Raw genomic sequence first — 22,882 nt, forward strand, 5'->3', positions numbered from 1 at the left:
TACGACCGGACTATTCGGCCTGACGCTGCGCGCCGTCCGAACCGACGGCCTGTCCGCCCGCGAGCGAGGCGGTCGACACCCTGCGGCTCCGGCCGCGACCCTGACCCGGCTGCTTCGGCTCGGGGAGCGCGTCGAGGACCGATTCGAGCAGGTGCTCGGGGTCCGCGACGGCCGCGCGACGCGGCTTGTCGGCGACCGGCGCGATCGGCAGGTCGAGCAAGGCCAGCGTCGGGGCCGCGGATTCGCTCGGCGCCTCGGTGGAGCGTTCCTCCGAAGAACCCCGGCGGGACCCGTCACCGCCACGACGACGCGGTTCGCGCTTCTCGCGCCGGCTCCGACGACCGTCGTGCGCCCCGGACTGTTCCTCCGGTGACGTCGTGGGCTCGTCCGCGACCGACTCCTCGGAGCCCTGCGCCTCGGTGTGCTGCGACTGCGTGTGCTGTGCTTCGGCCACGACGGCGTCGGCCACGGCCTCGGCGGCGGCGAGCTCCTCGTGGTGCAGCGTGCGCGCCGCGATCAGGGCGAGCGCGTTCTTCGCGTCGTCGGTGATCCCGTGCGTCTGTCCGGCCGGCTTCTGCTGGGCGCCCTGGCCGTTCGAGGACGGCTGGCCGCCCTGGGACCCGCCCTTGCCGCGCCGGCGCTGCTGCTCCGGCTGCGGCGTCTGGCGGTGCTTCACGACGGGGTCGTGGTGCACGACGACGCCGCGTCCGGCGCAGACCTCGCAGGGCTCGCTGAACGTCTCGAGCAGGCCGAGGCCGAGCTTCTTGCGCGTCATCTGCACGAGACCGAGCGAGGTGACCTCGGCGACCTGGTGCTTCGTGCGGTCGCGGCTGAGGCACTCCACGAGGCGGCGCAGCACGAGGTCGCGGTTCGACTCGAGCACCATGTCGATGAAGTCGACGACGATGATCCCGCCGATGTCGCGCAGCCGCAGCTGACGCACGACCTCCTCAGCGGCCTCGAGGTTGTTCTTGGTGACCGTCTCCTCGAGGTTGCCGCCGGAACCGACGAACTTCCCCGTGTTGACGTCGACGACCGTCATGGCCTCGGTGCGGTCGATCACGAGGGATCCGCCGGACGGCAGCCAGACCTTGCGGTCGAGCGCCTTCTCGATCTGCTCGGCGATGCGGTAGTCGACGAAGGAGTCGCCCGTGCCGTCGTACGGCTCGACACGCTCGAGCAGGTCGGGGGCGACGCCGCGCAGGTAGCTCTGGATGTCCTGCAGCGCGTCCGAGCCCTGGATGACGAGCTTGTGGAAGTCCTCGTTGAAGACGTCGCGGATGATCTTGATGAGCAGGTCGGGCTCGCTGTGCAGCAGTGCCGGCGACTGGACCGTCTCGATCTGACGGGAGATCTCCGACCACTGCGACTTCAGCCGCGTGACGTCGAGCGTGAGCTGCTCCTCGGTCGCTCCCTCGGCGGCCGTGCGGACGATGACGCCGACGTTCTCCGGAAGGACCTCCTTGAGGATCTTCTTCAGGCGGGCGCGCTCAGTGTCGGGCAGCTTGCGCGAGATGCCGTTCATCGAGCCGTTCGGCACGTAGACGAGGTACCGACCGGGGAGCGAGACCTGACTCGTCAGGCGCGCGCCCTTGTGTCCGACCGGGTCCTTCGTGACCTGGACGAGGACCTTGTCGCCGCCCTTGAGCGCGAGCTCGATCCGGCGGGGCTGATTGCCCGTCTCCACGGAGTCCCAGTCGACCTCGCCGGAGTAGAGCACCGCGTTGCGTCCGCGACCGATGTCGACGAACGCCGCCTCCATGCTGGGCAGGACGTTCTGCACGCGGCCGAGGTAGACGTTGCCGATGAGCGACGCCTCCTGGCTCCTGGCGACGTAGTGCTCCACGAGCACGCCGTCCTCCAGCACGCCGATCTGCGTCTTGCCGTTCTTGGAGCGGACGACCATGACACGGTCGACCGACTCGCGGCGGGCGAGGAACTCGGCCTCGGTGACGACCGGACGACGACGACCGGCGTCGCGTCCGTCACGGCGACGCTGCTTCTTGGCCTCGAGCCTCGTCGAGCCGCGCACCTTCTGCGGTTCGGTGATGAGTTCCGGCTCACGCGGCGTGCGGACCTTGACCACGTTGCGGGTGTCGGGGCGCGAGTCGCCACCCCGCTCGCCCTGCTCCGGTCCGTCCTCGCCGGCACGACGACGCGTGCGACGCCTCGACGAGCTGAGCTCGGCCTCGAGCGGTTCGTCGTCGCGGTGGACGATCGGCGGCAGGTCGGGTGCCTGGAACAGCAGCATGGTGGTCGGTGGACGCACCGGTGCCGCAGGTGCCGACTGCTCGTCGGGCCCGGCCACCTGGGCGTCCGTCTCGGTGCTGGTCGACTCGTCCGCCGTCTCGGGCGTCGTGAGGTGCTGGTCGGTCGGTTCGTGCTCGGTCCCCGGCGTGGCCGGATCCTCGGTGTGCTCTTTCACCATTCCTGGTGTACTCCCCTATGCCGGGTCGGTGGCCGCGCCACCCTCCGGTTCTTCGTCTCGTGCGTGCGGCCGCGGGTGCAGCCGTTCGCAAATCCTGTGTGATCGCTGGCTCTCGGAGCTCTCACGATCGTGCCGGCACGTGCCGGCGGGTCCTGGGCTCTCATTGCCCAACAAGCCTGTTGTGTCGTGCGGTCGAGCGCGGCTCGGACACCACCCCACGATTATCGCACGAACAGGGCCGACGGTCCTGAGTACGGACCACCCGGGCATGTCCCGCCGCCGTTCAGGCGGGCGTGCGAGAATCAGGGCGTGTCAACTCCGGTCATCGACGCGCGCCCCAGGGGCCTCGCGGTCTTCCTCATCGTCGCAGGCGTCATCGGGTGGATCGCGGCGTTCGCGCTCACCCTCGACAAGTTCCAGCTCCTGCAGGATCCGAACGCCCAGCTCGGCTGCAATCTGAGCATCCTCGTGCAGTGCGGGGTCAACCTGAACTCCTGGCAGGGTGCCATCCTCGGGTTCCCGAATCCGATCATCGGTCTCGCCGCCTGGATCGCGCCGATCGCCGTCGGCGTCGCGGTCCTCGCCGGTGCGCAGTTCGCGCGGTGGTTCTGGATCGCCTTCAACATCGGGTTCCTCGGCGCACTGGGATTCGTCATCTGGCTGATCTCGCAGAGTATCTTCGTCCTCGGCACGCTATGCCCGTGGTGCATGGTCACCTGGTCGGTGACGATCCCCTCGTTCATCGCGGTGACCGCGTTCACCCTGCGGAACGGCATCATCCCGGCGTCCCCCGCCGTCCGCCGCGTCGCCGGGGTCGTGTCCTCGTGGATCGTGGTGGTGACGCTCGGGTGCTACCTCGTCGTGGCGGTCATCGCCCAGCTCCGCCTCGACGTCCTGTCCTACCTGTAGCCGGTGGCGGCCCGAACGGCCACCTGACGCACACGACGAAGCCCGCCCCGGAATCGGAGGCGGGCTTCGTCGTGCGGAGTCGGTGCGTCAGGCGAACCAGAGCGCGAGCTCCCGGGAGGCGGACTCGGGGCTGTCCGAACCGTGCACGAGGTTCTGCTGGACCTTGAGGCCCCAGTCGCGGCCGAAGTCGCCGCGGATGGTCCCGGGCGCGGCGGTCGTCGGGTCGGTCGTGCCGGCGAGCGAGCGGAATCCCTCGATGACGCGGTTGCCGGCGACGCGGATCGCGACGACGGGACCGCTCAGCATGAACTCGACGAGGGGCTCGTAGAACGGCTTGCCCTCGTGCTCGGCGTAGTGGGCGGCCAGCAGCTCGCGGTCCGGCTCGACCATGCGCAGGTCCACGAGCGAATAGCCCTTCGCCTCGATCCGACGGAGGATCTCGCCGGTCAGGTTGCGTGCGACGCCGTCGGGCTTCACGAGTACCAGGGTTTCTTCAACAGCCACGGTCAATCCTTCGCTTCTCGGTAGAGCGCCTGCTGACGCTCGATCTTGTCGCCTTGGACCATCGCATAGGTCCAGACGGCTGCGGCCATCCCGCCGACGAGGAACATCATCGGCACGAGCAGGCCGGTAGCCACGATAGCGGCTTGCACCGCCCAGCCCAGCCAATACCCCCAGCGGAATCGCAGGAGCGGGATCGTCGCGACGATGATCAGGCACAGCACCGCTCCGCCGATCAACGCGACCGGGGCCGGGAGGGCCTTCAGCCCGAAGATGACGAGCGCGCCGAGGAACATGACGATCATCTCGAAGCCGAGGATGATCGATCCGAGGGTCTGCTTGATGCTCCGTGGAGCCCGGCTCCGTGCCATGCCGCTCATGCGGTCGCCTTCCATTCCCGGTCGTCGGCGACCTCGATCGCCTCGCCCACGAGGGTGATCGAGCCGGTGATCACCACCAGCCGGCGCGGCGCCTCCTCGGCCCAGCGCCGTGCGTCCTCCGCGGCCTCGTCGAGCGTGTCGGCGAAGGTCGACGCCGGCAGGTCGAGCGACGCGGCGAGGCGCGAGAGCTCCTCGGCGGGGATCGCCCGCTCCGACTCCGACTGGGTGAAGAAGAAGCCGGATGCGGCGGGCGCCAGGGTCGTCAGGATGCCGGCGGCGTCCTTGTCCTGGAGGATGCCGACCACGAAGGCGATCTCGTCGACGTCGAAGTAGCTGCCGAGTGCGGCGACCAGGGACGCGGCGCCGTGCGGGTTGTGCGCCGCGTCGACGAGCACGGTCGGTTCGGTGCCGATCAGCTGCAGACGCCCCGGGGAGGCGACCTCGGTGAGGCCCTCCGCGAGGACGTCCTCCGCGATCGGCTGGGTCGCTCCGCCGAGGAACGCCTCGACCGCGGCGATCGCGAGCGTCGCGTTCCGTCCCTGGTGGTCCCCGTAGAGCGGGAGGTACAGCTCCGGGTAGGTGCCGGCGCGTCCTCGGACGGTGATGAGCTGTCCGCCCACCGCCACGGCGTCCTGCACGAGCGCGAACTCCTCACCCTCGAACACGGCCGGGTCGTCGACCGCCGCGGCGGCGTCGACGATCGCCTGACGCGCGTGGGGGTGCTGGGCGGCCGAGACCACCTGCGCTCCGGGCTTGATGATGCCGGCCTTGGTGCGCGCGATCTCGGCGATCGTCTTGCCGAGCCGCTGCACGTGGTCGAGGTCGATGGGCGTGAAGACGGCGACCTCGGCATCGGCGGCGTTCGTCGAGTCCCAGGCACCGCCCATCCCCACCTCGACGACGGCGACGTCGACGGGGGCGTCGCCGAAGCAGGCGAAGCCCAGGACGGTGAGCGCCTCGAAGAAGGTCAGCGCGGGCTCACCGGCCGCCGTGAGCTCGGCGTCGACCATCGCGAGATACGGCTTGATGTCGTCCCAGTTCCTGGCGACGGCCTCGTCCGAGATCCGCTCGCCGTCGATCCCGATGCGCTCGGTGAACCGGACGAGGTGCGGACTCGTGAAGAGACCGGTGCGGAGCCCGTGGGCACGGAGGATGCTCTCGATCATGCGCGCCGTGCTCGTCTTGCCGTTCGTCCCGGCGATCTGGATGATCGCGAAGGACGACTCAGGGTTGCCGAGGAGCTCGAGCGCCCGCTTGGTCGCACCGAGACGCGGCTGCGGCTGGGCCTCCCCCAGCCGTTCGAGGAGTTCGCGGTACACGGCGTCGGCGGCATCGGCCGCGGACAGCTCGTCTCCGGGGATCTGGTCATCGGACATCGGTGGTCTCCTCTGCACGCGCGACGGTCACGGTGAAGGCTCCGGCGTTGCCGAACTTCCCGGCAGCGAACGACTGGGCGAAGCCCGACGCCCCAGCCTGCGCCTCGACGTCCGACCAGGTCAGGGACGTCGCCAGGGTGTCGCCGGCGAGGTCGACCACGTCGAGGGCGCTGCGCACCGCACGTTCGTCGGCGTCGTCCTCGAATCGGAGCTGGAGCCGGATCCGGTCGCTCACCTGCAGGTCCGCCGCCTTCCGGGTGTCCTGCACGGCGCGGATGACGTCGCGGGCGAGTCCCTCCGCTTCGAGTTCGGGCGTCAGCGTGGTCTCGAGCAGGGCGAATCCACCCGAGGGCAGGAGCGCGAGTGCGACACCACCGGCGGCGCCTGAGGAGGCCTCCATGACGAGCTCGTACTCACCGTCGACGAGCTCGATGCCGCCGGCCGTGACCGTGCCGTCGACCTCCGACCAGTCGCCGCTCCGAGCGCCCTTGATCGCCTGCTGCACCGTCTTGCCGAGGCGCGGACCCGCCGCGCGGGCGTTGATCGAGAGGCGCGAGGTGACACCGAACTCGGTGCCGCTGGTGTCGGTCAGCTCGGCGAAGGAGACGGCCTTGAGGTTGAGTTCCTCTCGGAGGATCGCCTCGAACGGTGCGAGCGACGCGGGGTCGGGTGTGACCACCGTGAGCGATGCCAGGGGCAACCGGACACGGAGACCGGCCTGCTTGCGGAGGGCGAGGGTGACGCCGGAGACCTCGCGGACCCGGTCCATCGCCTCGACGAGTGCCGCGTCCTCCGGGAACGCCTCGGGCTCCGGCCAGTCGGTGAGGTGCACGCTGCGGTCGCCCGTCAGGCCGGTCCAGACCTGCTCCGTGATGAGCGGCAGGAGCGGAGCGGCGACCCGGCAGTAGGTCTCGAGGACGGTGTAGAGCGTGTCGAAGGCGTCGCGGTCGAAGGCGCCACCGTCGGTCGACCAGAAACGGTCACGGGAGCGACGGACGTACCAGTTGGTCAGGACGTCCGCGAAGTCCCGCAGCGAGGCCGCTGCGAGGGTCGCGTCGAACGCCTCGAGGTGGTCGGTCACGGTGACGACGAGCTCACGCGTCTTGGCGAGGATGTAGCGGTCGAGGACGTCGGTGGAGTCCGTGCGCCACACGGCGTCGTAGCCACCAGGCACCGCCGTGTTGGCGTACAGCGAGAAGAAGTACCAGGTGTTCCACAACGGCAGCATCACCTGTCGGACGCCCTCACGGATGCCTTCCTCCGTGACGACGAGGTTGCCGCCGCGCAGCACCGAGCTCGACATGAGGAACCAGCGCATGGCGTCGGAACCGTCGCGGTCGAAGACCTCGTTGACGTCCGGGTAGTTGCGCAGCGACTTCGACATCTTCTGGCCGTCGCTGCCGAGGACGATGCCGTGGCTCACGACGCTCGTGAACGCCGGCCGGTCGAACAGCGCGGTCGACAGCACGTGCAGGAGGTAGAACCACCCGCGCGTCTGGCCGATGTACTCGACGATGAAGTCCGCCGGGCTGTGCGAGTCGAACCACTCGCGGTTCTCGAACGGGTAGTGCACCTGGGCGAACGGCATCGATCCGGAGTCGAACCAGACGTCGAGGACGTCGGTGATGCGGCGCATCGTCGACCGGCCGGTGGGGTCGTCGGGGTTCGGCCGCGTGAGCTCGTCGATGTACGGGCGGTGCAGATCGGTCGGGCGCACACCGAAGTCGGCCTCGAGTTCGTCCAGCGAGCCGTACACGTCGATGCGCGGGTAGGCCGGGTCGTCGCTCTTCCACACCGGGATCGGCGAACCCCAGTACCGGTTGCGGCTGATCGACCAGTCGCGGGCACCCGCGAGCCACTTGCCGAACTGTCCGTCCTTGACGTTCTCCGGGACCCAGGTGATCTCCTGGTTGAGCTCCTCCATGCGGTCGCGGAACTCGGGCACGCGCACGAACCAGCTCGACACCGCCTTGTAGATGAGCGGCTGCTTGCAGCGCCAGCAGTGCGGGTAGGAGTGCTCGTAGCTCGCCTGACGCAGGAGGCGGCCCTGTGCCTTCAACAGCTGGGTGAGCGGCTTGTTGGCGTCGAAGACCTGGAGACCGGCGACGTCGGACACTTCCGGGAGGAACTTCCCGCCGTCGTCGACGGAGACGATCACCGGGATACCGGCGGCCTCGCACACCTTCTGGTCCTCCTCACCGTAGGCGGGGGCCTGATGCACGATACCCGTGCCGTCCTCGGTCGACACGTAGTCGGCGACGAGGATGCGCCAGGCCTGCTCCATGCCCCACTCGGCATCGGCGTAGTAGTCCCAGAGGCGGTCGTAGGAGACGCCTTCGAGCTCGCGCCCGACGATCGTCCGGGAGACGGCGGCCTGCGCCTCGGCCGCGGAGTCGTAGCCGAGGTCCTTCGCGTAGTTGCCGAGCAGCGCCGAGGCGATGAGGTACTCGCCGCCGAGGACCTCGGTGTCGGCGTGGGCGGAGCCCTCCTCGCGGAGCACCGTTGCGTCGGGGGTGCCGTTCGGGCCGGCCGGGACGACCGCGTACTCGATGTCGGGCCCGACGGCGAGCGCGGCGTTCGTCGGCAGGGTCCAGGGCGTGGTCGTCCAGGCGAGCGCGCGGACGGCGGTCAGTCCGAGGCTCTCGGCCTTCGGACCGACCAGCGGGAAGGTGACCGTGACGGTCTGGTCCTGGCGGGAGCGGTAGACGTCGTCGTCCATCCGCAGCTCGTGGTTGGAGAGCGGCGTCTGGTCGCGCCAGCAGTAGGGCAGCACCCGGTAGCCCTCGTAGGCGAGGCCCTTGTCGTGGAGCTGCTTGAAGGCCCAGATGACCGACTCCATGTAGGTCACGTCGAGGGTCTTGTAGTCGTGCTCGAAGTCGACCCAGCGCGCCTGGCGCGTCACGTAGTCCTGCCATTCCTCCGTGTAACGGAGGACGGAGTCACGTGCGACCTGGTTGAAGGCGGCCAGGCCCATCTCGTCGATCTGGCGCTTGTCGGTGATGCCGAGCTGGCGCTCCGCCTCGAGCTCGGCGGGGAGACCGTGGGTGTCCCAGCCGAACCGGCGGTGCACCTGCTTGCCGCGCATCGTCTGGAACCGTGGGAAGAGGTCCTTGGCGTAGCCCGTGAGGAGGTGACCGTAGTGCGGAAGTCCGTTCGCGAAGGGCGGGCCGTCGTAGAACACCCATTCCGGAGCCCCCTCGCGCTGGTCGATGGAGGCCTGGAAGGTTCCGTCGGCGACCCAACGGGCGAGCACCCCCTCCTCGATCGACGGGAAGCTGGGCGACGGCGTCACGCCGAACGCCGCGCCGTTCGACGCCGACTCGGTTGGGGTCGGTTCCTGGGACTTCGGGTAGCTCATCGTTCTCCTGGCAGGTCTCGTGGGTCCTGCGAGGACGCCGGCGCTGCCGACGCGGTACCACCCCGCTTGCCGCTCCACTGGAACGGCCGCTCTGCATCGGCTGTGACGGGCCTGACCCGCTCGGTTCTACTGGGCTCCCGCTGAGCGGTCGCTGTTCTGCCGAGGACTCCCCGGTGATGTCCGGATCGATGTCGATGGTCCAATCGTACAGCCTGCGGAGCGGCTCCGCGGAGGGTCGGCTACGAGGAACTCGGCTCGTCGATCCGGGCGAGGGCGCGGCCGTACCCGTCCACCACCGGAGCGATCGCGCGGCGGAGGTAGTCGCCGAGCTCGCCCCGGCCGACGCCTGCAGCCGCCCAGGCCCCGGCGCCGGCGACGATAGCGCCGGCGAGCGCCGCTGCGGCGGACCGGATCGTCAGCTCGTCGGCGCGGACGGCGAGGCGCGCGAGCGAGACCCGGAGCACGGCTTGGAGACGCAGGAGCCGTTCGAGGCCGGACGCCTGCAGCTCCCAGGCGGTGTCCATCAGTTCGATCTGCGTCAGCGCCCAGGGCACGGCGCCGTTCGAGCGCTCCTCGGCGATGCCCAGGAGGGCGGCCTGCAGTGACGGCATGGCGTCGGCGACATCCGTCGCGGGGGTTTCCCCGCCTGCGGCGAGCGCCCGTTCGAGTCCGGCGAGTGCGGCGTCGACGTCGACCCAGAGGACGTCGCTCTTGGAGCCGAAGTAGTTGAAGAAGGTGTTGCGGCTGACGCCGGCGCGGCTCGCGATCTGGTCGACGGTGGTACCGGGGTATCCCTGTTCGAGGAAGAGTTCGGCGGCCGCCTCCTCGAGGACGCGTCGGGAGGATCGTCGGGGTCTACCGACGGCGTTCCGTGCCGGTGGTCGTGACATGGGGGCTCCTTCCGCCGCCTGTGAGCCTAGCCGTCGTGCGAGGGGTCGGGGCGTGGTGCTGAGGCTCTATGCTGGTTCCGAGACGGCGTCCAATAATTCGTCCGACGCCGTCACCGGGCCCTCAGCACCCGGTCGATCGTCTTCTGGAGTCCCTGTGCCCGCATCCCCCTCCCCTGCCCGTCGGCGCCTTGCGTCCTCGCGTCGTCCGTTGCGCATCGCCGCGGCGCTCGTTCCGCTCGCGGTCCTGCTCGCGGCGTGTGCACCGGGGACGCCGGCCGCGTCGAGCACGCCGAAGGCCGGTGGGACCCTCGTGTACGCCAGCGGGGACGCCGAGCCCACATGTCTCGATCCGCATGTCGGCGGCAACTACCCACAGGCCCTGTTGAGTGCGCAGTTCCTCGAGCCGCTCGTCTCGCGAGACGCCAAGGGTGAGATCATCCCGTGGCTCGCCGAGTCCTGGACGACGTCGGAGGACGGTCTGACCTGGGAGTTCACCCTGCGGTCGGACGTGACGTTCACCGACGGCACCCCGTTCGACGCGGCGGCGGTCAAGGCGAACATCGAGCACCTGCAGGACCCGGCGACGAAGTCGTCCACGGGTTACCTCGCGGTGGGCAAGGTCGCGTCGGTCGAGGCGGTCGACACCACGACGGCCCGGTTCACGCTCTCCGCTCCCGACAGCGCGCTCCTGGAGTCGTTGTCGCAGCCGTGGACGGCGATGGAGTCCCCGACGGGGATCGCCCGCGGTGAAGCGGCGAACTGCGACGCTCCGGTCGGTACCGGGCCGTTCGTCGTCGACGAGTGGGTGAAGCAGGACCACGTCTCGCTCGTCCGGAACGACGCCTACGACTCGGCACCGGGTGATGCCGCGAACGACGGTCCGGCGTACCTCGACGGCATCACGTGGCGCTTCATCCCTGACTCCGCGTCGCGCTTCGCCGCGCTGCAGAGCGGCGACGTCGACATCATCGACAACGCGCAGCCCGACACGATCGCGCAGGCGAAGGACTCGAAGACGATCGTCGACCTGGACGCACCACGTCCCGGTGCCTCGAACCGCATCGAGCTCAACGCGGGACAGGCGCCGTTCGACGACCAGCGCGTGCGTGAGGCCTTCGTGCGGTCGACGGACGTGAACGCCGGCATCGAGTCGCTGTTCTTCGGCACGGCGAAGCGTTCCTACTCCCCGCTGTCGAGTGCGGAGGCGACGGCCTACTCCGACGAGAGCCTGTTCGGCTACGACCTCGATGCGGCCAACAAGCTCCTGGACGAGGCCGGCTGGACCGAGAAGGACGAGGACGGCGTCAGGACGAAGGACGGCGTCCGACTGACCGTGCGGTTCCCCGTCAGCACGAACCAGTCGATTCCGGCCGAGCAGTCGCTCTTCGAGCAGATCCAGGCCGGAGCCGGTGACGCCGGCTTTGACGTGCAGCTGGAGCTGCTCGACCTCTCGAGCTGGTACGAGGCGCTCGGCTCCAACGCCTACGAGGCCGTCAGCGCTCCGTACACGAAGGTGGGACCGGACGTGCTCCGCGTGCTCTACGACTCCTCGGGCATCGTTCCGGCGCCGAGCGGCTACTTCGCGAACCACGCCCAGCTGGACGACCCCGCGCTCGACGAGATCCTGAAGCAGGCGAGCGACACCCTCGATCCCGAGGAGCGGGCGTTCCTCTACGAGCAGGCGCAGCAGATCATCCTCGACGGCTACTACATTCTGCCGCTCTACGACCAGCAGAACCACTTCCTGCTGAGCACCTCGCTGCAGGGCGTCCGCGCGCTGCCGACGGTGTCGACGCCGGTCTTCGGGGACGCCTGGCTCGTGGAGTGAGCTCCATCGGCCGCTCGGGACGCGACCTCCGCCGCCTGGCCGGGCGGATCGGGGCACGTCTGGCCGGTGCGGTGTTCGTGCTCTGGGCGGTCGCGACGGTCACCTTCTTCGCCGTCCGGCTGATCCCCGGCGACCCGGCGCAGGCCTATCTCGGTGGCCCCGGCTCCCAGGCCTCGCGTGAGGCGCTCGAGCGGGTGCGCGAACAGTACGGCCTGGACCAGCCGCTCCTCGTGCAGTACCTGGCGCAACTGGTCCGACTGGTCCAGGGGGATCTCGGCGAGTCGGCGTCCCTCCGCACGCCGGTCGCCCAGGTGCTCGGCGAACAGCTCGGCGGCACGCTGGTGCTGGCGACGGCGTCGCTCGCCGTCGCCTGGCTCCTGGCGCTCGGCCTCGCGGTCTGGTCGACCCGGGGTGGGCGCGTGTCCGCGGCCCTCGGATCGGCCGTCGAGCTCGTGGCGGCGTCGCTCCCCCAGTTCTGGCTCGCGACCGTCCTCATCACACTCTTCAGCACCTGGCTCGGATGGCTCCCTCCGGTGAGCACGGGTGATGCGGCCGGTCTCATCCTCCCGGTGCTGACCCTGGCCATCCCGGTCGCCGGGTTCCTGGCCCAGGTGATGCGGGAACCGTTGCTCGACGCAGGGAGCGCACCGTTCGCCGTCTCGGCGGCCGCGCGCGGTGAATCGACGACCGGCCTGCTGCTCAGACACGGCCTGCGTCACGCCGCCGTGCCCGCGGTGAACCTGTCGGGATGGGCCTTCGGGTACCTCATCAGCGGCGCGGTGGTGGTGGAGACCATCTTCGCCCGGCCCGGTCTCGGACGGACACTGCTCCAAGCGGTGACGGTCCGTGATGTCCCGGTGGTCACCGGCGTGGTGTTGAGCTCGGCGGTGGCCTACGTCGTCGTCATGTTCGTCGCGGACCTCGCGGCGGAGCTGCTCGACCCACGCGACCGGATCCGGCGGTCCGGTTCATGAGCGGGCTCGCGATCACCCCGACATCCGGAAGCCCCGACGCCCGGGTCCGCCGCGGACGGCGCCGGTCGTCGGGATTCGGCGCACCCGAGATCGTCGCGGCCGTGGTGGTGCTGTTCCTGCTCGGCTGTGCGCTCGCCCCCCAGCTGTTCGCGACAGCATCACCGACGGCGGTCGACCCGCGGGCCGCGTTCTCGCCGCCCTCCCTCGCGCACTGGTTCGGCACGGACGAGTCCGGTCGCGACGTCTGGAGCCGGGTCGTGCACGGTGCGGGGACCTCGCTCCTCATCGGCGTCGCCGCGACGGCCATCGGACTGATCCTCGGAGCGGTCCTCGCGACGATCGCCGCAGTCGGCGGCCGGATCGCGGACTTCGCCGTGGGACGCGTCCTCGAGGTGCTCTTCGCGTTCCCCGGCCTGTTGCTCGCGCTCCTCGTGATCGTCATCGCGGGGCCCGGTCCGGTCACGGCGACGATCGCGGTCGGCCTGTCGACTGCGCCGGGCTACGCGCGCCTCATCCGCGGTCAACTGCTCCAGGTCCGCTCCTCCGACTTCGTCGAGGCCGCGCGAGTGCTCGGGCACGGGCCCGCCCGGATCCTGTTCCGACACATCCTCCCGAACGCCGTCGCCCCGCTGTTCGTCCTCGCGACCCTCGGCATCGGACAGGCGGTCGTCTGGGCGTCCGCCCTGAGCTACCTCGGGCTCGGGGCGCAACCACCCGCGCCGGAGTGGGGTGCCATGCTCGCCGCAGCACGCACCTACCTCGCGACGGCGTGGTGGCTCACGGCGTTCCCGGGTCTGATGATCGTCGCGACCGCCCTGTCCACCACGGTCCTCGGCCGGGGTCTCCAGCGCCGATCTCGGGGGGACGGCCGATGAGCGACTCCACTCCACTACTCCAGGTGGAAGCACTGACGGTCGGATTCGGCAGCGGGGACGACGTCGTCTCCGGCGTCTCCTTCCACGTCGAGCGCGGCACCTGCGTCGCGATCGTCGGCGAGTCGGGCTCCGGCAAGAGCGTGACCGCCAGATCGCTCCTGGGCCTCGCCGGCGCATCGGCGCGGGTGACGGCCGCTCGACTCGACTTCGACGGCACCGATCTCCGCGGACTCGGAGCATCGGCCTGGCGACGCCTGCGCGGGCGTCGCATCGGACTCGTCCTCCAGGACGCGCTGGTGTCGCTCGACCCCCTGCGACCGATCGGCCGCGAGATCGACGACGCACTCCGACTCGGCACCGACCTCGACCGGACCGCCCGCACCCGGCGGGTGCTCGAACTCCTCGAATCCGTCGGCATGCCCGACCCGGCTTCGCGCATCGGCCAACGTTCCGGTGAACTCTCCGGCGGACTCCGTCAGCGCGCGCTCATCGCGTCGGCGATCGCACTGGAACCAGACCTCCTCATCGCCGACGAACCGACGACCGCGCTCGACGTCACCGTCCAAGCACGGGTCATCGGCCTCCTCGACGACGTCAAGCGGCGCGGCGCGGGCCTCCTCCTGATCAGCCACGACCTCGCCGTCGTCTCGTCGATCGCCGACCACCTCGTCGTGATGCAGGACGGTGTCGTCGTCGAGCAGGGGCCGGCCGAGCAGGTGCTGACCAGGCCGACACACCCGTACACCCGAGCCCTCATCGCCGCGGTCCCCACCGACCGCGCTCGAGGGACGCGCCTCAGCGCAGACCAGCCGGTCGACGCGGCCCCGGTGGCCGAACAGCCGACGACGCGCACCCGTCCGACGACGCAGACCGGATCGGACGCACCAGCGCTGGAGTTCCGATCCGTCACCCGGAGCTTCGAGCGTGGCCGGAGCGCCTCGCCGATCGTGGCGGTCGACGAGGTCTCGCTCCGCCTGGAACCGGGGACGACCCTGGGCGTGGTCGGCGAGTCAGGTTCGGGCAAGACCACCCTGGCCCGCATCGCACTCGGCCTCACCGCACCGCAGTCGGGAACCGTGCTCTTCGAGGGCGAACCGTGGTCGGAGCTCCCCGAGCGAGCGCGTCGTCCACGACGGAACCGTCTGGGCTGGGTCTCGCAGGATCCGCTGAGCTCGTTCGACCCACACTGGCGCGTCGACGCCATCCTCGCCGACGCCGTTCGTCGACGCGCGGCAGCACCTCGCGACATCAGCCGTCTCCTCGCGGACGTCGGCCTCGATCCCTCGCTGGCCCGCGCTCGCCCGCGGACGCTCTCCGGCGGGCAACGGCAACGCGTGGCGATCGCCCGGGCACTCGCGAGTCGACCGTCGACGCTCATCCTCGACGAACCCGTCTCCGCGCTCGACGTCACCGTCCAGGCCAGGATCCTGGACCTCCTCGACGAGCTGCAGCGACGCCACGGCCTCAGCTACCTGCTGATCTCCCACGACCTCGGCGTCATCCGCCACATGAGCGACCGCGTCGCCGTGATGCAGCACGGCCGGGTGGTCGAGCATGGCGACGCCGAGCAGGTCTTCACCGCCCCGGCCCACCCCTACACCGCCCGACTGGCAGCCGACGCTCCGCGCCTCATCGCGCCGGGTGCGGCATCAGGGAGCGACGCGGTCTGAGTCCGGCGTCGGGATCCGGTCGAGCACCGCCTGGACGACGGGCGCGAGGGTCTCGGCGTACACCCAGCTCAGGTGGTGGTGATCGCGGTACGCGAGGACACCGCCGACCACCGGCGAGCACCGATCGGACGCGCACAGGGCGTCCGAGAGGTCGACGGCACGGACCCGTGGGTCGGTGCTCGCGAGGGCGGCCTCGTACTGCGGATCCTCCGTGAGCGCGTCGCTCCGGTCACGGGCGCACCCGTCCTCCGGATCAGCGTCGTCGCGGAGGCACTCCAGCACGTCGTCCGCCATCGTCGGGGTGTCGCGCAGGACGACGATCTGCTCGATCGTCTCGGGCACGAGCGCCCAACGCTCCGCATAGGCTTCCGCAGCCACCTCCCGCCAGTCGCGTCCCCCCTCGGCGACGACCGGGTTCCGGGCGCGCGCCGAGACGACGAGCGTGTCGATCCCCGGCTCGTCCCGCAGCAGCTCAAGGGCGTCGCGGTTCCAGCTCAGGCACCCGGCGCGCATCTCGTCGAGCACCGCCGCGCTCGTCCCGGGCTCCGTGCGCTCGGCGTCGCTGAACGGGCAGGAGCTCTTCGCCGCGACGAGGAGCCGCCACCCGTTCGTCTCGGCAGCCGTCGCGAACGCCGGCAACCACTGCTCGGCGTGCGAGTCCCCGATGAGCGCCACCGTCCTCGTCGCCTGCTCCGCGCCGGCGCCGTAAGCGCAGACCTCGAACGCGGCGGCTCGGATGTCGGTGATGCAGCGGTCCGGCGGCAGGTCGGCGAGCGACGCGTCGGGAATGACGACCCCGCGGGTCTCATCCCCGGGAGACGCCGAGGAACCGCCGCGCGAGGTCTCGCCACCGGAGCCTTCCCTGCCGTCCGATGACGCTCCGTCGTCCCGCGGACACGCTGCAGTTTCGACGAGCTCCGCGGCACCGAGGCAGTTCGACGGCGTTGCGACCAGGGTCTCGATGCGCTGCTGTTCGGCCGCGATGCGCGCCTCGGCACCGGGGAGCACCCCGATCGAGGCGATCGACAGGACGCTCATCGCGAGGGCGGTCGCGCCCATGACCCGTCGTGGCCGCCAAGATGCGACACGCCCGAACCGGATCGGGCGCTCCACGAACCGCGTCGTCACCTCCGCGAGGACGCCGGTGATGACGAGGAGGACGAGCTGCTCGGGGACGGTGGCCGACCGAGCGAGCACGATCCCGCCGAACACGATGAGGGGCCAGTGCCAGAGGTAGACCGCGTAGGAGCGGTCGCCGAGCCACTGGATCGGCGACCGGGCGAGCAGTGCGGTCGGCGACCACCGGACGTCCGGGGCCCAGGCCGCCATCACGGCGATCGTCCCGCCCACCGGCAGCGCCGCGGTCAACGCCGGGAAGGGGGTCTCCGCCGAATACCAGACGGCAGCCGCCCCGATCGCGGCGAAGCCGAGCCAGGCGACGACCGTGCGCCCACCCGCCCGCAGCCCCCAGCCGCGCCGGGCCCCCTCGGCGACCATGATCGCCGTCAGTCCCCCGGCGGCGAACTCCCAGGCCCTCGTCGTCGTCGCGAAGTAGGCCGGAGACGGGTCCTGCACGGTGAAGACGACCGACCAGGCGGCCGACGCGATGCAGACGAGTCCGATCGCGATCGCGACGCCCCGGCGCCGCACCGTCGGCGCAGCCGAGCGACGGGCGACCCGCACGGCGAGCCAGCCGGCGCCGAGGACCAGGACCGGCCAGACGAGGTAGAACTGCTCCTCGACCGACAGCGACCAGAAGTGCTGCACCGGCGACGGAGCGTCCTCCGCCGCGAGGTAGTCGATCGCGGATCCGGCGAGCGCCCAGTTCTCGATGTACAGGGCCGACCACGCGATCTCGCGCAGGAACCGGGGCAGGTCCCCGAGCGGCGCGAGGTACCAGCTCGCGACGAGGGTCGCGGTGAGGACGGTGAGTGAGGCGGGGAGCAGCCGTCGTGCGCGCCGGGCCCAGAACCGCCCGAGTCGGACCGAACCGGATCGCTCGACCTCGTCGAGGAGGTGCGCCGTGATGAGGAACCCGGAGATCACGAAGAACACGTCGACGCCGACGAACCCGCCCGGTATGAGCCCCGGCCAGAGATGGAACACCACGACGAGCGAGACCGCCACGGCACGAAGGCCCTGGAGGTCGGCTCTGACGGGTCCGGTGACGGCTCTGGTCGACACGGTCCGATGCTATCGGCGGAGGATGGCGGTCGGCGGTCCGGCGACCTCCCGGTCCCCTGCGATAGCATGGGATGTTCCCACACACTCAGGCACGCAGACACGGTGCCGCACATATCAGCAGGAGATCGCCTCATGACCGCTGCCAGCATCCCGGACAAGCCGGCCCTCGAAGGTCTCGAGCAGAAGTGGGGCTCCTCCTGGGAGTCCGCGGGGACCTACCGGTTCGAGCGCGACGGCGCGACGCGTGAGTGCATCTACTCGATCGACACCCCGCCGCCGACCGCATCCGGCTCCCTGCACATCGGTCACGTCTTCAGCTACACGCACACCGACGTGATCGCCCGCTATCAGCGGATGACCGGCAAGCGCGTCTTCTACCCCATGGGCTGGGACGACAACGGTCTCCCGACCGAACGCCGCGTCCAGAACTACTACGGCGTCCGGTGCGACCCGACACTCCCCTACGACGCCGACTTCACCCCGCCGTTCGAGGGTGGCGACAACAAGAGCACGAAGGCCGCCGATCAGATCCCGATCTCGCGTCGCAACTTCATCGAGCTGTGCGAGCGCCTCACCGTCGAGGACGAGCAGCAGTTCGAGGCCGTCTGGCGTGCGCTCGGCCTCTCCGTGGACTGGACGCAGAGCTACCGCACCATCGGCGACGAGTCGATCACGGCGAGCCAGCTCGCGTTCCTGCGTAACCTGGACCGCGGCGAGGCCTACCAGGCCATGGCGCCGACCCTCTGGGACATCACCTTCCGCACGGCGGTCGCCCAGGCGGAGCTCGAGGACAAGGAGCAGCCGGGCACCTACCGTCGGCTCTCCTTCCACCGCCCGGACGGCGGCACCATCGAGATCGAGACCACACGGCCGGAGCTCCTCCCCGCCTGCGTCGCCCTCGTCGCCCACCCAGACGACGAGCGCTTCAAGCCGCTGTTCGGCACGACCGTGACCACGCCGGTGTTCGGCGTCGAGGTACCCGTGCTCGCCCACCACCTCGCCCAGCCCGACAAGGGCGCCGGCATCGCGATGGTGTGCACCTTCGGCGACATCACCGACATCGTGTGGTGGCGCGAACTCGACCTCCCCAACCGCGCGATCCTCGGCTTCGACGGCCGCGTCATCTCGGAGGCCCCTGAGGCGATCACCTCCGAAGCCGGTCTCGAGGCGTACGCGCAGCTCGCCGGGAAGACCGTCTTCAGCGCCAAGCAGACCGTCGTCGACCTCCTCGCAGCCTCGGGCGACCTGATCGGCGAGCCGAAGCAGATCACCCACCCGGTGAAGTTCTTCGAGAAGGGCGACAAGCCGCTCGAGATCGTCTCGACCCGCCAGTGGTACATCCGCAACGGCGCCCGCGACGAACAGCTCCGCAGCCGCCTCCTCGAACTCGGCTCGGAGCTCGCGTGGCACCCCGACTTCATGCGCGTGCGCTACGAGAACTGGGTCGGTGGTCTGTCCGGCGACTGGCTGATCTCCCGCCAGCGCTTCTTCGGTGTGCCGATCCCCCTCTGGTACCCGCTCGACGCCGACGGCAACCCGGTCTACGACCAGCCGATCGCGCCGGACCACGCCGCTCTGCCCGTCGATCCCTCCAGCGATGCCGCACCCGGTTACGACGAGTCGCAGCGCGGCGTCCCCGGTGGGTTCATGGGCGAGGTCGACGTCATGGACACCTGGGCCACGTCGAGCCTCACCCCGCAGCTCGCCGGTGGCTGGCAGCGCGACCCCGAGCTCTGGGATCTCGTGTTCCCGTACTCGCTGCGCCCGCAGGGTCAGGACATCATCCGCACCTGGCTGTTCTCCACCATGCTCCGCAGCGTCCTCGAGTACGACAGGAAGCCGTGGGAGCACGCCTCCGTGTCCGGCTTCATCGTCGACCCCGACCGCAAGAAGATGTCGAAGTCGAAGGGCAACGTCGTCACGCCGGCGGCCATGCTCGAACAGCACGGTTCGGACGCCGTCCGGTACTGGGCCGCCTCGAGCCGTCTCGGCACCGACGCCGCCTTCGACCCGCAGAACCCGACGCAGATCAAGATCGGCCGACGCCTGGCGATCAAGGTGCTCAACGCCTCGAAGTTCATCCTCGGGTTCACCGGTCGTGAAGACGCCCCGGTGACGGAGGCCGTCGACCTCGCCATGCTGAGCGTCCTCCGCAAGACCGTCGCCGACGCCAGCAGTGCGCTGGCCGGTTACGACCACGCGCGCGCGCTCGAGCTCACCGAGGCGTTCTTCTGGACCTTCTGCGACGACTACCTCGAGCTCGTCAAGGAGCGGGCCTACGGCGAGGAGAGCCCTGAGCAGGCTTCGGCGGTGGCTGCGCTGCGGGTCGCGCTCTCGACCCTGCTCCGCCTGTTCGCCCCGTTCATCCCGTTCGCGGCCGAGGAAGCCTGGTCCTGGACGCACGACGGCTCCGTGCACCGTGCCAGCTGGCCGACCGACGAGGAGTTCGCAGGACTCGCAGCGGGCGAACCGCAGGTGCTGCAGCTCGCGAGCGAGGCGCTCACGGGCATCCGGCGCGCGAAGACGGATGCCAAGGCGTCCCAGAAGACCCCGGTGGACTCCGCGGTCATCGCCGGACCCGCCGCATCGATCGAGCTGCTCGCGCTCGTCGCAGACGACCTCCGCGCCGTCGGACGCATCGAGTCCCTCGAGTTCCGCACGGCCGATGTCCTGTCGGTGGGCGACATCGTCTTCGCCCCGGCGGCCGACGCTGAGGAGGCACGCGCATGAGCGTCACCATCCGTCCCGCCGTCGAGAGCGACCTGTTCGCGTGGCACGCGCTGTACTCCGGCTACGGGGACTTCTACGGCAACCCCCTGACCGACGAGAAGGCCGTCCTCGTGTGGGGCTGGCTGAGCGACCCGACCCACCCGTTGACCGCGCTCGTCGCTGAGGACGCACAGGGCGCCCTCGTCGGGCTCGCCCACTATCGCGTGTTCCCCCGTGCCCTCGCCGGTGGGACCGGGCTCTACCTCGACGACCTCTTCGTCGCCGAGGAGGCCCGCACCGGAGGAGTCGGCACCGCGCTGATCGAGCACGTCCGCGACCTCGCGAAGGCGGACGGCCACAGCGTCGTGCGGTGGATCACCGCCGCCGACAACGAGCGTGCCCAGGCCGTGTACGACAAGCTCGCGACCCGCACGAGCTGGGTCACCTACGACCTGGAGCCGTGATGCAACTCGGGACCCGCTGGGCCGTCGGCGCCAAGCCGCCGGAGAACGTGCCGACGCCGGTGCAGACGGTCATCGCCGCCGAGGAGCAGGAGTTGCTCGCGCAGGGCGTGGACGCATCCTCGTGGCGCTGGACCCTCACCTGGCTCGAACGCCGACCCGTCGTCGAGCTCGACGACGGTACGACCATCCGTCAGCACGCGGACGGATCCGTCAGCCTCACCCGGCCGGACGACGACCACGACGACGACGACGAGGACTGAGCCTCCTCCCCGGCACGCTGGATAGGGTGAGGTATGGAATCACACACGAATCCGTTCCTCCAGCCGAGCACACTCCCCTATCAACTGCCGCCGTTCGGCGAGATCCGCGAGGAGCACTTCCGCCCCGCCTTCACAGCCGGGTTCGCGCAGCAACTCGACGAGATCGCGGCGATCACCGCGCACGACGACGCGCCGACCTTCGAGAACACGCTGATCCCGCTCGAACGGAGCGGCGCGATCCTCAGGCGGGTCGCAGCGGTCTTCTTCAATCAGAGTTCGGCGGACAGCTCCACGTTCACCAATGCACTCGAGGAGGAGCTCGCTCCGCAGCTGTCCGCCCACGAGGACGCGATCAGGCTCGACCCCGCGCTGTACGCGCGGATCGCGGCGGTCCACGCGAATCTCGACGACCTCCAGCTGTCGGCCGAGGCGGCCTACCTGGTCCGACGCGTGTACAGCGAACACACGCTCGCGGGCGCCGGTCTCGACGCCGAGGAGAAGCAGCGGCTCTCCGACCTCAATCTCCGCCTCTCGACGCTGACCACCCGGTTCGAGAAGCAGCTCCTGGCCGACACCAACGACCTCGCCGTCCACCTCACCGATGCCGCTGAGCTCGACGGCCTGAGTGCGGGCGAGATCTCCGCTGCGGCCCAGGCGGCCGCCGAACGAGGTCTCGACGGATGGCTCATCACCCTCGTCCTCCCGACCGGCCATCCGGCGCTGTCGTCGTTGACGCACCGCGGCGTCCGCGAGCGGATCATGACGGCCTCCCGTGCCCGCGGCACGCACGGCGGACCGAACGACAACCGTGACCTCGTGCTCGAGATCACCCGCCTCCGAGCCGAGCGCGCCGCGCTCCTGGGGTTCCCGTCGCACGCGGCGGTGGTCACCGCGGACCAGACCGCGGGGACACCGGAGGCCGTCGCAGCGCTCCTCTCCCGTCTGGCGATCCCCGCCGCCCGCAACGCGGATCGGGAACAGCGCGAGCTCGAGCGGGTCACCGGCCTCGAGACCGTCGAGGCATGGGACTGGCCGTTCGCGACCGAACAGGTCAGGATCGACCGGTTCGACGTCGACACCAGCGTGATGCGCCCGTACTTCGAAGCGGAGCGGGTCCTGTTCGACGGGGTCTTCGCCGCAGCGACCAAGCTCTACGGCATCACCTTCGCCGAACGGACCGAACTCCAGGGCTACCACCCCGACGTCCGTGTCTTCGAGGTCTGGAACGAGGACGGCTCCGGCCTCGGCCTGTACCTCCTCGACCTCTACACCCGCGACAGCAAGCGCGGCGGCGCCTGGATGAACGCGCTCATCTCCCAGAACCGCCTGCTCGACCAGCCCACCGTCGTGGTCAACAACCTGAACGTCCCGAAGCCGGCCCAGGGCGAACCCACCCTGCTGAGCCTCGACGAGGTCACGACCTTCTTCCACGAGTTCGGCCACGCGCTGCACGGTCTCTTCGCGGAGGTCGAGTACCCGCGGTTCTCCGGTACGAACGTCTTCCGGGACTTCGTCGAGTTCCCGAGCCAGGTGAACGAGATGTGGATGCTGTGGCCCGAGGTGCTCGCCGGCTACGCCAGGCACGTCGAGACCGGTGAGCCGATGCCGCAGGAACTGGTGGCGAAGCTCCAGGCGTCCGAGGGGTTCAACGAGGGCTTCTCGACGAGCGAGTACCTCGCCGCGGCGATGCTCGACCAGGCGTGGCACAGCATCGGTGCGGATGACCGCGTCGACGATGTGGAGGCCTTCGAGGCGGCGGCGCTCCGATCCTCCGGACTCGACAATCCGGCCGTCCCGCCCCGCTACGCGAGCACGTATTTCGCCCACACCTTCTCGGGTGGATACGACGCCGGCTACTACTCCTACATCTGGAGCGAGGTGCTCGACGCCGACACCGTCGACTGGTTCACGGAGAACGGCGGACTGACGAGGGAGAACGGCGACCGCTTCCGCACCAGGCTTCTCGGGGTCGGCGGTTCGAAGGATCCGCTGGAGGCCTACCGCGACTTCCGTGGGCGCGACGCGGTCATCGAGCCGCTCCTCCGACGCCGCGGGCTCGAAGACTGAACGACGAAG

16 protein-coding genes are annotated in these 22,882 nt (G+C 70.1%); 9 read left to right on the plus strand and 7 right to left on the minus strand.

Annotation, left to right across the window (positions count from 1 at the left end):
- Positions 1-10: 10 nt before the first annotated feature.
- Entirely contained in the window at positions 11-2,425 is a 2,415-nt protein-coding gene (locus HOW07_RS02375) for an Rne/Rng family ribonuclease (RefSeq protein ID WP_371743556.1), read from the minus strand.
- Positions 2,426-2,737: 312 nt separating this feature from the next.
- Here HOW07_RS02375 and HOW07_RS02380 point away from each other — a divergent pair, with 312 nt between their 5' ends.
- Positions 2,738-3,337 (plus strand): vitamin K epoxide reductase family protein, encoded by a 600-nt coding sequence (locus HOW07_RS02380; RefSeq protein WP_175115984.1) that lies wholly within the window; start codon positions 2,738-2,740, stop codon positions 3,335-3,337.
- Between the two features lie 87 nt (positions 3,338-3,424).
- Here HOW07_RS02380 and ndk read toward each other — a convergent pair whose 3' ends face one another.
- From ndk to HOW07_RS02405, 5 genes are all read right to left on the minus strand, one after another.
- Complete coding sequence (gene ndk, locus HOW07_RS02385) at positions 3,425-3,841, minus strand: nucleoside-diphosphate kinase (RefSeq protein WP_064295600.1); 417 nt, start codon at positions 3,839-3,841, stop codon at positions 3,425-3,427.
- 2 nt (positions 3,842-3,843) lie between these two features.
- Entirely contained in the window at positions 3,844-4,218 is a 375-nt protein-coding gene (locus HOW07_RS02390) for a DUF4233 domain-containing protein (protein WP_064295611.1), read from the minus strand.
- Entirely contained in the window at positions 4,215-5,594 is a 1,380-nt protein-coding gene (locus tag HOW07_RS02395; RefSeq protein WP_175115985.1) for a folylpolyglutamate synthase/dihydrofolate synthase family protein, read from the minus strand. The genes HOW07_RS02390 and HOW07_RS02395 overlap by 4 nt, the downstream gene beginning before the upstream one ends.
- On the minus strand, positions 5,584-8,952 hold the full coding sequence (gene ileS, locus HOW07_RS02400; protein ID WP_175115986.1) for an isoleucine--tRNA ligase: 3,369 nt from the start codon (positions 8,950-8,952) through the stop codon (positions 5,584-5,586). The genes HOW07_RS02395 and ileS overlap by 11 nt, the downstream gene beginning before the upstream one ends.
- 239 nt (positions 8,953-9,191) lie before the next feature.
- Complete coding sequence (locus HOW07_RS02405; RefSeq protein WP_175115987.1) at positions 9,192-9,842, minus strand: TetR/AcrR family transcriptional regulator; 651 nt, start codon at positions 9,840-9,842, stop codon at positions 9,192-9,194.
- A 208-nt stretch (positions 9,843-10,050) separates the two neighbouring features.
- Here HOW07_RS02405 and HOW07_RS02410 point away from each other — a divergent pair, with 208 nt between their 5' ends.
- The 4 genes from HOW07_RS02410 to HOW07_RS02425 are packed head-to-tail and all read left to right on the plus strand — an operon-like array spanning position 10,051 to position 15,189.
- Positions 10,051-11,670 (plus strand): ABC transporter substrate-binding protein, encoded by a 1,620-nt coding sequence (locus HOW07_RS02410; protein ID WP_254628154.1) that lies wholly within the window; start codon positions 10,051-10,053, stop codon positions 11,668-11,670.
- Entirely contained in the window at positions 11,667-12,644 is a 978-nt protein-coding gene (locus HOW07_RS02415) for an ABC transporter permease (protein WP_121291012.1), read from the plus strand. The genes HOW07_RS02410 and HOW07_RS02415 overlap by 4 nt, the downstream gene beginning before the upstream one ends.
- Positions 12,641-13,519, plus strand: coding sequence for an ABC transporter permease (locus HOW07_RS02420; RefSeq protein WP_175115989.1), 879 nt, complete (start codon positions 12,641-12,643; stop codon positions 13,517-13,519). Before HOW07_RS02415 ends, HOW07_RS02420 begins: the two co-directional genes overlap by 4 nt.
- The gene (locus HOW07_RS02425) at positions 13,516-15,189 is read left to right on the plus strand and encodes an ABC transporter ATP-binding protein (protein WP_175115990.1); all 1,674 of its coding nucleotides are present in this window, start codon (positions 13,516-13,518) and stop codon (positions 15,187-15,189) included. The genes HOW07_RS02420 and HOW07_RS02425 overlap by 4 nt, the downstream gene beginning before the upstream one ends.
- On the opposite strand, the gene HOW07_RS19745 is transcribed toward HOW07_RS02425, so the two are convergent.
- Positions 15,169-17,373 (minus strand): acyltransferase family protein, encoded by a 2,205-nt coding sequence (locus HOW07_RS19745; RefSeq protein ID WP_175115991.1) that lies wholly within the window; start codon positions 17,371-17,373, stop codon positions 15,169-15,171. The two genes, HOW07_RS02425 and HOW07_RS19745, sit on opposite strands and share 21 nt — an antisense overlap.
- Positions 17,374-17,505: 132 nt before the next feature.
- On the opposite strand from HOW07_RS19745, the gene valS reads away from it, so the two are divergent.
- Genes valS through HOW07_RS02450 form a run of 4 tightly spaced genes read left to right on the plus strand, consistent with a single transcriptional unit; the run spans position 17,506 to position 22,873 of the window.
- The gene (valS, locus tag HOW07_RS02435) at positions 17,506-20,103 is read left to right on the plus strand and encodes a valine--tRNA ligase (RefSeq protein WP_175115992.1); all 2,598 of its coding nucleotides are present in this window, start codon (positions 17,506-17,508) and stop codon (positions 20,101-20,103) included.
- Positions 20,100-20,546: a GNAT family N-acetyltransferase gene (locus HOW07_RS02440; RefSeq protein ID WP_175115993.1), complete on the plus strand. Its 447-nt coding sequence runs from the start codon at positions 20,100-20,102 to the stop codon at positions 20,544-20,546. The genes valS and HOW07_RS02440 overlap by 4 nt, the downstream gene beginning before the upstream one ends.
- Positions 20,546-20,806, plus strand: a complete 261-nt coding sequence (locus tag HOW07_RS02445) for a hypothetical protein (protein ID WP_175115994.1) — start codon at positions 20,546-20,548, stop codon at positions 20,804-20,806. The genes HOW07_RS02440 and HOW07_RS02445 overlap by 1 nt, the downstream gene beginning before the upstream one ends.
- A gap of 33 nt (positions 20,807-20,839) precedes the next feature.
- Entirely contained in the window at positions 20,840-22,873 is a 2,034-nt protein-coding gene (locus tag HOW07_RS02450) for a M3 family metallopeptidase (protein WP_175115995.1), read from the plus strand.
- Positions 22,874-22,882 lie beyond the last annotated feature (9 nt).

The organism is Plantibacter sp. MCCC 1A11337, assembly GCF_013349365.1.
GTDB classification, from domain to species: domain Bacteria; phylum Actinomycetota; class Actinomycetes; order Actinomycetales; family Microbacteriaceae; genus Plantibacter; species Plantibacter flavus_A.

Bases quoted from the DNA above. Each gene is read 5' to 3' on its own strand.
- HOW07_RS02390 (WP_064295611.1), bottom strand. From the start codon at position 4,218: ATGAGCGGCATGGCACGGAGCCGGGCTCCACGGAGCATCAAGCAGACC.
- HOW07_RS02395 (WP_175115985.1), bottom strand. From the start codon at position 5,594: ATGTCCGATGACCAGATCCCCGGAGACGAGCTGTCCGCGGCCGATGCC.
- ileS (WP_175115986.1), bottom strand. From the start codon at position 8,952: ATGAGCTACCCGAAGTCCCAGGAACCGACCCCAACCGAGTCGGCGTCG.
- HOW07_RS02405 (WP_175115987.1), bottom strand. From the start codon at position 9,842: ATGTCACGACCACCGGCACGGAACGCCGTCGGTAGACCCCGACGATCC.
- HOW07_RS02420 (WP_175115989.1), top strand. From the start codon at position 12,641: ATGAGCGGGCTCGCGATCACCCCGACATCCGGAAGCCCCGACGCCCGG.
- HOW07_RS02425 (WP_175115990.1), top strand. From the start codon at position 13,516: ATGAGCGACTCCACTCCACTACTCCAGGTGGAAGCACTGACGGTCGGA.
- valS (WP_175115992.1), top strand. From the start codon at position 17,506: ATGACCGCTGCCAGCATCCCGGACAAGCCGGCCCTCGAAGGTCTCGAG.
- HOW07_RS02440 (WP_175115993.1), top strand. From the start codon at position 20,100: ATGAGCGTCACCATCCGTCCCGCCGTCGAGAGCGACCTGTTCGCGTGG.
- HOW07_RS02445 (WP_175115994.1), top strand. From the start codon at position 20,546: ATGCAACTCGGGACCCGCTGGGCCGTCGGCGCCAAGCCGCCGGAGAAC.
- HOW07_RS02450 (WP_175115995.1), top strand. From the start codon at position 20,840: ATGGAATCACACACGAATCCGTTCCTCCAGCCGAGCACACTCCCCTAT.